This is a genomic window from Nocardia gamkensis NBRC 108242 (assembly GCF_001612985.1).
GTDB classification, from domain to species: Bacteria; Actinomycetota; Actinomycetes; order Mycobacteriales; family Mycobacteriaceae; genus Nocardia; species Nocardia gamkensis.
This window is the reverse complement of record NZ_BDBM01000029.1, coordinates 111212-120278: the sequence shown is the minus strand read 5'-3', so window position 1 is coordinate 120278 and position 9067 is coordinate 111212. Positions and strand designations below refer to the sequence as shown.

Genomic DNA, 9067 nt, shown 5'->3' with positions numbered 1-9067 from the left:
ACCGCGATGTTCCCGGCGGCGGCGCCGAGGATACGGATCGGGCGCGCCGGTTCGCTTTCCGCCGGTACGACGGACGGCGGGGCGCCGTTTCCCCGTGCGGACGGGCCGGGCGCCGCGTCACGCTGACCGAACACCTCCACTCGCAGATCCGGCTGGGCGAGGATGCGCAGCGCCGCTTCCAGGTCGGCATCCAGCACCTGAGCGCACCAGTGATCGAGCGCCGGAAGCTGCGCGGCGCGCTCACCGCTGTCGCGGGCCGACAGGCGCACGGCCAGCGGATACGGGATGCGATCACCGTCGGTGCGTGACCAGGCCAGCGCGAACTGGTCCGGGGTCAGCGTCCAGTTCACTCGTACTCGGACCATTCACCGAGCACGGGCGGCGTGGTCGGATCGAGGGATCCGATGAGTTCGCCGCCGTCGTCGGAGGGCTCGAGGAAGGTGGGGAGATCGTCGAGATCGAACTCGTCGTCCTCGTCATCGAGCGGCGCCGAGCGTGCGGACACAGCGTTCGCGGCCACGCTCGAACCCGTGCGCGGCGTGTCGACCGCGGCCACCGCACCGCCCATCAGGCCGCCCATCGCGCCCGCGCTCAGGCCGGTGACCGCCGCGTCGCCGCTGTCGTTGTTCTTGCGCCGCTCGTCGCGCTTGCGTTGTTCCTCGGGCTGTACCTGGCTCCCCACGCCCGGTACGGCGGGTGTTGTCATCGGCTCGCTCGTCGCAGAGGCGGATGCGGTGGTCGGTCCCGACGCGGTCGCGGCGGGCGCGGTGCGCAGGAGGGATGCGGCCGCCGCCACCGTCGGGAGCGCCGCCGTGGCGGCGGATGGGACCCTGGGCGCGGTCGTCGCCGGTGTCTCGGCCGTGATCGGGGCGGCGGTGGGCGCGGCAGCGGCGGCGGACGTGGTCGGAGTCTCCGCGGCGGGCGCCTGATCGGCGGGCGCCGTGCCTACGCTCCGCTCCGCTGCGCCGTTCGGTTCCTGTGTGTGCGTTCCCAGCGATATCGGCTGCGCGTCGGGGGAGGGCTGCGCGGTCCCGACGAGCTTGCTCGCCGGTGCGGGGGTGGGCGCCGTGGCGGTCGGCCGGTCCGCTTCGTCGGGGTACGCGGGCACGTCGGTGCCGGTCTGCACGAACACACCCGCGTAGATGTCGTTCATCGCTCGCACGACGTCCTGGCGGGCGTGCTCACTCGCCTTCTGTCCTTCGACATTGCTGGTCGCCCGGGACGGATCCAGCAGCGCCCCCGCGAGATCCGGTGCCGCGGTGGGCGGCTCGGTCACCGCGGCGCGCAGCGCTTCGGCCGCGTCGCTCGCTTGCCCGAGACGCTGCGAGACCACCGCGAACACGTCGGCCAAGTCCTGGCCGCTCTGTTCGAACACGCGTACCACCGCGTCCGCGCTCTTCGCCGCGGAACCGCGCCAGCCATCGGCGATGGCCGCGCGAATCTCGGTGTGCGCCTGGAAGACCGCGTCGGCGAGGTGCGCCGACGCGTCGCTCCATGCCTGCGTACCGCCCGAGAGCACGGCCGGGTCCAGCAGCTGCACCTTGGCGTGGATTTCGGTGTGTGTGAGGTTGTCGAACACCTCGACGTTCGGCGCGTACGCGGGGTCGGTGCGCCGGTGGGTGGCCCGCTCGCCTGCGCGCGGCATCTCACGCATGCGCGGCTCCCGTCACGTCGATCCGTTCGACCGCCTGCGCGAGCGCCTCGTCGGCCTGCTGGTAGGTGGCGGCCGCGGCGCGGAAGGTCTGGGCGAGATCCCTTGCGGCGGAGGCATATCCGGTCAATCGCGTGATCGCGCCGTCGGCCTTGCGCTCGAAACCGGCGCGCAGCGCGTCGCCGGAGGCGAATCCGCCGAATCCCGGCAGTCCGGTGGCGGCGCTCAGGATGCGGATCTGCTCTTCGACGCGGTCGGCGAGCAGCTCGTACTGGCGCGCGCAGCGTTCGTGCGCGCCGTCGGCGACCAAGAGTCCGTCGATCCACAGCGAGCCGTCGTCGACCGCTCGGTTCAGTGCGGCGATATCGACACCGGGTGCGGTGACCTCCGCGGGCGGCTCCCCGCCGAACCCGTTCTCCTGTGATGGCATCTGCGCCGTCCCCCTTCCTCGTCCGAAGAGCGGTTCACGGATGTCGTGCCAACCCCACGACGACACCCTGCATCCAATCCGCGATGTCGGCAGTGACCCGCGCGTGCACCGGCTCGTGCAACAGGTCGTGCCCTGCGTCGATGTACTCCCGTAAATCTACCGATTCGTGGCGGCTAGTCCAGACCCTGATCGCATCGATCGGCGCGCGCCGATCGTCCACACCGTGCACGGCGAGCGCCGGAAGTTCGCGTGGCAGTGGCGTTCCCGGCGCGCCCGGCGCGCCACCGCCCAGCGCGCGCTTAGGAACGCCCGACAGCACCAGGCCCGCCAGAGCGTCTGTGGGCAGCGCGGGCCGCAGCGGGTAGTCCCGTTCCAATACCGTCGAATGCGTTGTCGCATCGGCCGGATCCGGCACCGCCGCGCCGAGCATGCCCAGCGCGGTCACCGCGCCAAGGGAATGGCCCATCAAGATCAGCGGCCGATCCGCGCGAGCCAGCTCTACCAACCGCAGCGCGTCCGCCACCAGTTCGGCCAGCGTGCCGGGCCGTTCCGGATCGCCCTCGCTCAACCCGTGCCCGGCGGTGTCCAGCGCCCATACCTGCGCCCCGCTGGGTTGCAAGGCGCGCGCGAAGCGATGGTAGTGCCCGCTGTGCTGGCCGATTCCGGGCAGCAGCACCACCGTGCACAAGGAGTTCTCGGTCGACCACCGCCGATAGTGCATCCGGCCGCGCGCGCCGTCGAAGAATGGCATTCACCGATAGTGCCAAAGATCGTGTCGCGGATGGGACCGCACGATTCGGCGTCGAGAGCGGTTAGGATCCGCGGCGACTCCCACCTACCCGAGCCCGAGGTGCCCGCGTTGAGAATCCTCCGCCGTCGAGGCGCTCTTCTTCTGTCCGCCGCGACGTCGACACTCACCGCGATACTCGCGCCGGTCGCGGTCGCCGCGCCGCCGGTCGCCGCGTGCGACCCCGCGGTGGCGGTCACGGCCGTTCCGGCGCCCGTTCCGGTGCTCGACTGGTCGGAGAATCTGGGTTACGACGCGCAGGGCAACCTGTGGGTATCGCGGCTCTATCGCAACGAGGTCCAGCGCTACGACGCCGCGGGCAGGCTGACCGCGACCGTTCCGGTGGAATACCCCGGCGCTGTCCGGCTCGGTCCCGACGGGTTGCTGTATGTCGTCTCCGGTGACGCGCCGGTCAGCGTCGTCCGGCCGGGCGGCGTGGTCCGGTTCGATCCGGCGGCGGCCGTGCCGAAGCCGGAGATCTTCGTCTCCGGCTACACGATGCCCAACGGCGCGGCCTTCGACCCGAGCGGCAACCTCTACGTCGCGACCGTGTCCGGCGTGGTCAAGATCCGTCCCGACGCGTCCGTCGACACCGCGTGGGGCGCGCCGCTGGCGGGACTGGCCGCCAACGGGGCGGCCGTGCACGACGGCGCGCTGTATGTCACCGCCAACGGCGGGCCGCTCGGCCGGATCGTCCGCATCCCGCTCGACGACCCCGCGGCCCGCGGCACCGTGACCGATGTGTCCTCGCGGCTGCCCGGTCTCCCGGATTTCGCCGACGACCTGCTGATCGACCCGACCGGCATCCTCTACGTCACCACCCTCACCGGCCGATTGATTCGCGTCGATCCCGCTACCGGCGCGGCCTGCGCCGTCCTCGAAACGCAGCCGCTCACCGCCGTCGCCGCCACTCCGGCCGACCCGGAACAACTGATCGCCACCACCGAATCCGGCGCTCTCCTTCGCATCGAGCTCGCCCGCTGAGTTCGAGCCGATTCCGCGGGAGCGGTCGGGCGCATTCAGCGGATCCGAACGAGCGCCGACCGAAATCCTCTTCGACTCGGGCATATTCGGGTCCGACTCGGTAGAGGGCCGGATTCGCGTCGGTGGTCTTCCCGGTGGCGTCCACGGAGGCCAGGACCGCCGGATCGAAGCGGCGCGGTCGCCGGGTCGCTTCGATGTTCAAGCCTCGGCACGGGGTGGCGGATTCGGGCCGATCGCGCGCCCGGCGCGTTCGGCGATGGCGCGCAGGTGTGCGATCAATTCCGGCGGTTCGTGCACCTGGAAGTCCGCTCCCAGCCCGAGCAGCCGGTGGGCCAGCCATTCCGGTGCGTCGTCCCGCGGGGCATCGATCCGGCAGGTGTCGGCATCGATCGCGACGACCTCGCCGGGATTCTCGCCCAACCGTCCCGCGACCAGGTCGGCGGGAGCGTGGATGGTGAGGCGAAGACGGAAGGTCGGTGAACCCCAGTCGGTGCGGCGGCCCGCGACGTAGGCGGCGGCATCGGCGGCGGGGAGCGGGCGCGGGGTGAACCGGGCGGCGGTGGGCTGCGGACGGTCGATCCGGTCGACGCGGTACACCCGCCAGCCGGCCCGGTCGAGGTCGTAGCCGACCAGATACCAGCGCCGCCGGGCGGGAACAAGGCCCACCGGCTCGGCATTGCGCCTCGTTTCCGCCCCCGCCTCGTCGCGATAGGTGAAACGCACCCGCTCCCGGTTGGTCACGGTCGCCGCGAGTGTGGTGAGCACGTCGGGGTCGGCGACGGGTCCGCCGCCGGTGGGCGGGGTCAGGGCGATGGCGAGGACCCGCACTCGGCGCCGCAACTTCGCGGGCAGCACCTGCTCCACTTTGGCCAGCGCCCGCACCGACGCCTCCTCGATCCCGGCCACCCCGGCCCCGGCGGCGGCGCGCAGCCCGACCGCGATGGCGACGGCCTCGTCGTCCTCCACGAGCAGCGGAGGCATCGCCGTGCCCGCCACCAGGCGATAGCCGCCCGTCGCGCCGAGCGTCGCGGTAACCGGATAGCCGAGTTCACGCAGCCGGTCGATGTCACGGCGCACCGTGCGATCGGTGACGCCGAGACGTTCGGCCAATTCGCTGCCCGGCCATTCACGCGGCGTCTGGAGCAGCGACAGCAGACGAAGCAGCCGGGCGGGTGTGCCGTTCATGACGTCGAGGATGCCGGAAATCTAGGACCTGGTCAGTCCTAAATGGTCCTTAACGTCGTCCTCGTACCGCAGGACCGACCGGCAAGGAGCCGACCGAATGACCGACATCCGCCCGTTCCGCATCGAGATCCCGCAGGCCGACGTGGACGACCTGCACGACCGGCTCGCCCGCACCCGCTGGACAGCGCAGCTGCCCGGCTCCGGCTGGGATCGCGGCGTGCCGGTCGGCTACCTGCGCGAGCTGGCCGAGTACTGGCGGACCGGATTCGACTGGCGCGCACGAGAAGCGGCGCTGAACGAGTTCCCGCAGTTCAAGACGCGCATCGACGGGCTCGACGTGCACTTCCTGCACGTGCGCTCGCCGGAGCCGGACGCGACGCCACTCATCCTCACGCACGGCTGGCCCAACTCGTTCGTCGAATTCTCCGAGACCATCGGCCCCCTCGCCGACCCGCGGGCGCACGGACTCGATCCGGCGCAGGCGTTCCATGTGGTGGTGCCCTCGGTTCCGGGTTTCGGCTTCTCCGAAGGGCCGCGCGAACCCGGCATGACACCGGCGACGGTGGCCGGGATGTGGCTGACGCTGATGGACCGGCTCGGCTACCGGCGCTTCGGCGCACAGGGCGGCGACCTCGGCGCGTACGTGACGCCGGAACTCGCCATCGCCGCACCGGAACGGGTGATCGGCGTGCACCTCGACGGTGGGATCGGGATGCCGACCGAGGCGGACGTGCCCACCATGACGCCAGAGGAACGCGCCGAGTGGGACCGGATGCAGCAGTGGATGACCGGCGGCGTGAACCATCACGTCCTGTTGCGCGCCGCCCCGCAGACCTTCGCCCACGCGTGGACCGATTCGCCGGTGGGTCTGCTCGCCTGGCTGATGCAGAAGTTCACCGAGTTCGCCCCGCTCGCCGACCGGGTGGAGGACGTGATCAGCCGCGACCATCTGCTGACCGGCATCAGCCTGTACTGGTTCAGCGACACCGCGGCCTCGTCGTCGTGGCCGATGTACAACGGCCTCGGCGACGGGGGATTCGTCTGGCCGAAAGGCCAGAAGCGGGTGCCGACCGGCACTTACGGCGGCGGTTCCGCGCTGATGCGGCGGCTCGCCGAACGCGACAACACCATCGTGCACTGGCCGGAGGGCAACACCGGCAACCACTTCATCGCGATGGAACGCCCCGACGCGCACGTCGCCGACATCCGCGCGTTCTTCGCCGCCCTGGATTGAGTGTCGCCGCCGACGGGTCCGGCACGGTCTCACTCGGTCCGTACTCTCGTGCCCCGCTGTCGCCTGCCGCGGACTGATGCTTGGGTAATCGAAGGAACTCGACGCTCGCGAGTTGCTCGGGTGCGCGCGACACGTGGATCCGGTTACTCGGGCAAGCAGGACTGTGACACGAAAGGCTGGACGCATGTCAGTTCTCCCGTATGACTCCGTGGCGACGTCGACGGACTTCCACCTCGGTCTACACCACGTCCAACTGGCGATACCGCCAGGTAGTGAGCCGGAATGCAGGCGGTTCTACGTCGAGGTACTCGGCTTGCGGGAGGTGCGGAAACCTCCTGTGCTCGCGGCTCGCGGCGGCTTGTGGGTTCGTGGCGACGGACTCGAGATCCACCTCGGCGTCGAACAGGATTTCCGTCCTGCGCGCAAGGCTCATCCGGGCATTCTCGTGGGACGTCTCGACGAGTTGGCCCAGAGATTGACCGAAGCGGACGTCGAACTCTCGTGGGACGAAGAATTCCCCGGATTTCGTCGGTTCTACGCATTCGACTGTGTGGGCAACCGGCTCGAATTCATGTCCCCGCTCCATGAGTCGGCACCGGAGCATGAAATCGACTCGAGCAGTTGACGAAAACCATCACGCGCGCTTCACGCGTCAGCGATTTCCGGGCATCCCGTCGCGGTGCGGCGGGCGTCTCGCCGAAACCGGCGTTCGCCGCGCCGGTCCCGGCTAGGGAGCGGGCGCGGGCTGCGGGGCCGCCGGTGCCGGCTGGGGTGCCGCGGGCGGCGGAGCCGGGAAGTCGGGGACGGTGAACAGGCCGACGGTGGGTGTCATCACGCAGTGGGCGAACGGGTAGTCGATGATGCCCCACATCGAGGCGAGTACGGTCCCCGGTCCGCTCTCGACCGTCTTGGACAGCGTCGGCAGGTGGTACTCGGTCACGTCGTCGAGCGGGTCGAGGCCGCTGGCGCCGGTGTTCACGTTCACCCAGGCGACGACGAGCCCGGAAGCCAGGGGGGCGCCGGAGTGCGACGGTGTCGCGCTGAACCGCAGTTCGCCGGGAGCGACATTCAGGTCCCGGCCGTTTCCCGTCCCCTCGGTGGTCGCGGCCGCGATGATCGTGGTGATCGGCCCGTTGCTGCCGCAGCCGAAGGTGGGTGCGGCGTAGGAGAACGGCGTGAACACGCTGGAGACCTCACGCAGGTGCGCGGCGTCGATCAAACCGGCGTATCGCGTGAGCGCGGCGATGCCCTCCTGGGCGGACGGGTCGGCGCCCGCGATCTCGGTCAGATGGGCCAGGCCGGAGTCGACCGGCGCCTGGTTCTGCTCCGCGCCGGCCGGCGCGGAGAACGTCAGCACCGCGCCGATGCCGAGGGATGCCGCGGCCGCCGCGGCGCGTGCGATGGTCCTGCCGTTCACTCGTTCTCCTCGATACCGAAGCCTGTGGGACCCCGACCCACGTGCAGCAACGTACCAGCTCGCCGCTATCGCCGTCCCGGGGAGCGGCGGGGAATCCGGCCTGGTGACCGGCCCCGGCGGCCCGCTCCTGTGATCCACTCGACAACGGAGGATTACCGAGGGGTAGGTTTGACTCGGACGTACGAGACACGCAGGGAGATGCGTATGAAACTATCCTTGTCCCCCGACGACGTCGCCTTCCGCGACGAACTGCGCAAGTTCTATCGGACCGAGATCCCGGCCGACATCCGCGAGCGCGTCCGGGACGGCCGTGAGCTGTCCCGCGACGACATCGTCACCGCGCACAAGATCCTCAACGACCACGGCCTCGCGGTGCCGAACTGGCCCGTGGCCTGGGGCGGCAAGGACTGGACGCCGATGCAGCGCCATATCTGGCAGGACGAGATGCAGCTGGCCTCGGTGCCGGAGCCGCTGACGTTCAACGCGCAGATGGTCGGTCCGGTGATCGCCCACTTCGGCTCGCAGGAGCTGAAGGAGCGTTTCCTGCCGCCCACCGCGGCGCTGGACATCTGGTGGTGCCAAGGCTTCTCCGAGCCGGACGCGGGCTCCGACCTGGCTTCGCTGCGCACCACCGCGGTCCGCGACGGTGATTCCTACATCGTCAACGGCCAGAAGATCTGGACCACGCTGGCCCAGTACGCGGACTGGATCTTCTGCCTGGTGCGCACCGACCCCAGCGCGGCGAAGAAGCAGGCGGGCATTTCCTTCCTGCTGTTCGACGTGAAGTCGCCCGGTGTCACCATCCGCCCGATCAAGCTGATCGACGGCGGGCACGAAGTGAACGAAGTGTTCTTCGAGAACGTCCGGGTGCCCGCCGATCAGCTGGTCGGCGAGGAGAACAAGGGCTGGACCTACGCCAAGTTCCTGCTCGGCAACGAGCGCACCGGCATCACCGGTGTCGGCCGCACCAAGGTCAAGATCGGCGTGGCGAAGCAGTACGCGGCGAAGACCAAGTCGGGCAACGGCACGCTGCTGGAGGACCCGGTGTTCGCGGCGCGGGTCGCCGAATTGGAGAACGAGCTGCTCGCGCTGGAACTCACCCAGCTTCGGGTGGTCTCCAACTCCTCGGACGGCAAGCCGAATCCGGCCTCGTCGGTGCTGAAGCTGCGCGGTTCGGAACTCCAGCAGGCCGCCACCGAGCTGCTGCTCGACATCGCGGGACCGGATGCCATCCCGGTGGGCGCGGACGACATCGCCTCGCCCGGGTGGGCGCAGCGCAGCGGCCCCGCATACCTGAACTACCGCAAGACAACCATCTACGGAGGCTCCAGCGAGGTGCAGCGCACCATCATCGCCTCCACGATCCTCGGATTGTGAGG

Annotated in this window: 10 protein-coding genes; 4 read left to right on the top strand and 6 right to left on the bottom strand. The window is 70.2% G+C overall.

The genetic code is table 11. From position 1 onward, the window contains the following. The 4 genes from NG1_RS34995 to NG1_RS22725 form a co-directional block, all read right to left on the bottom strand. A partial coding sequence (locus NG1_RS34995; RefSeq protein WP_245659998.1) for an ESX secretion-associated protein EspG occupies positions 1-365 on the bottom strand: 365 nt, incomplete at its 3' end. Further along, positions 347-1654: a WXG100 family type VII secretion target gene (locus NG1_RS22735; protein ID WP_157114178.1), complete on the bottom strand. Its 1308-nt coding sequence runs from the start codon at positions 1652-1654 to the stop codon at positions 347-349. The genes NG1_RS34995 and NG1_RS22735, both read right to left, overlap by 19 nt. Beyond that, positions 1647-2081, bottom strand: coding sequence for a hypothetical protein (locus tag NG1_RS22730; protein ID WP_040869339.1), 435 nt, complete (start codon positions 2079-2081; stop codon positions 1647-1649). The genes NG1_RS22735 and NG1_RS22730 overlap by 8 nt, the downstream gene beginning before the upstream one ends. 34 nt (positions 2082-2115) lie before the next feature. Then, positions 2116-2832 carry an alpha/beta hydrolase gene (locus NG1_RS22725; protein WP_062973886.1) on the bottom strand — a complete coding sequence of 239 codons (717 nt, stop codon included), beginning with the start codon at positions 2830-2832 and terminating at the stop codon, positions 2116-2118. Positions 2833-2940: 108 nt separating this feature from the next. Here NG1_RS22725 and NG1_RS22720 point away from each other — a divergent pair, with 108 nt between their 5' ends. Further along, positions 2941-3852 carry an NHL repeat-containing protein gene (locus tag NG1_RS22720; protein ID WP_063910404.1) on the top strand — a complete coding sequence of 304 codons (912 nt, stop codon included), beginning with the start codon at positions 2941-2943 and terminating at the stop codon, positions 3850-3852. A gap of 198 nt (positions 3853-4050) precedes the next feature. On the opposite strand, the gene NG1_RS22715 is transcribed toward NG1_RS22720, so the two are convergent. After that, positions 4051-5037, bottom strand: coding sequence for a helix-turn-helix transcriptional regulator (locus NG1_RS22715; RefSeq protein ID WP_062973882.1), 987 nt, complete (start codon positions 5035-5037; stop codon positions 4051-4053). 97 nt (positions 5038-5134) lie between these two features. On the opposite strand from NG1_RS22715, the gene NG1_RS22710 reads away from it, so the two are divergent. Beyond that, positions 5135-6271: an epoxide hydrolase family protein gene (locus tag NG1_RS22710; RefSeq protein ID WP_062973880.1), complete on the top strand. Its 1137-nt coding sequence runs from the start codon at positions 5135-5137 to the stop codon at positions 6269-6271. 337 nt (positions 6272-6608) lie between these two features. Then, a complete protein-coding gene (locus NG1_RS35850; protein ID WP_245659997.1) occupies positions 6609-6896 on the top strand; it encodes a VOC family protein in 288 nt (95 codons plus the stop codon). 102 nt (positions 6897-6998) lie between these two features. On the opposite strand, the gene NG1_RS22700 is transcribed toward NG1_RS35850, so the two are convergent. Then, positions 6999-7688: a hypothetical protein gene (locus tag NG1_RS22700; protein WP_062973876.1), complete on the bottom strand. Its 690-nt coding sequence runs from the start codon at positions 7686-7688 to the stop codon at positions 6999-7001. 204 nt (positions 7689-7892) lie between these two features. Between NG1_RS22700 and NG1_RS22695 the strand changes: the two genes are divergently transcribed. Further along, positions 7893-9065, top strand: coding sequence for an acyl-CoA dehydrogenase family protein (locus tag NG1_RS22695; protein WP_062973874.1), 1173 nt, complete (start codon positions 7893-7895; stop codon positions 9063-9065). The last annotated feature ends 2 nt before the right edge of the window (positions 9066-9067 follow it).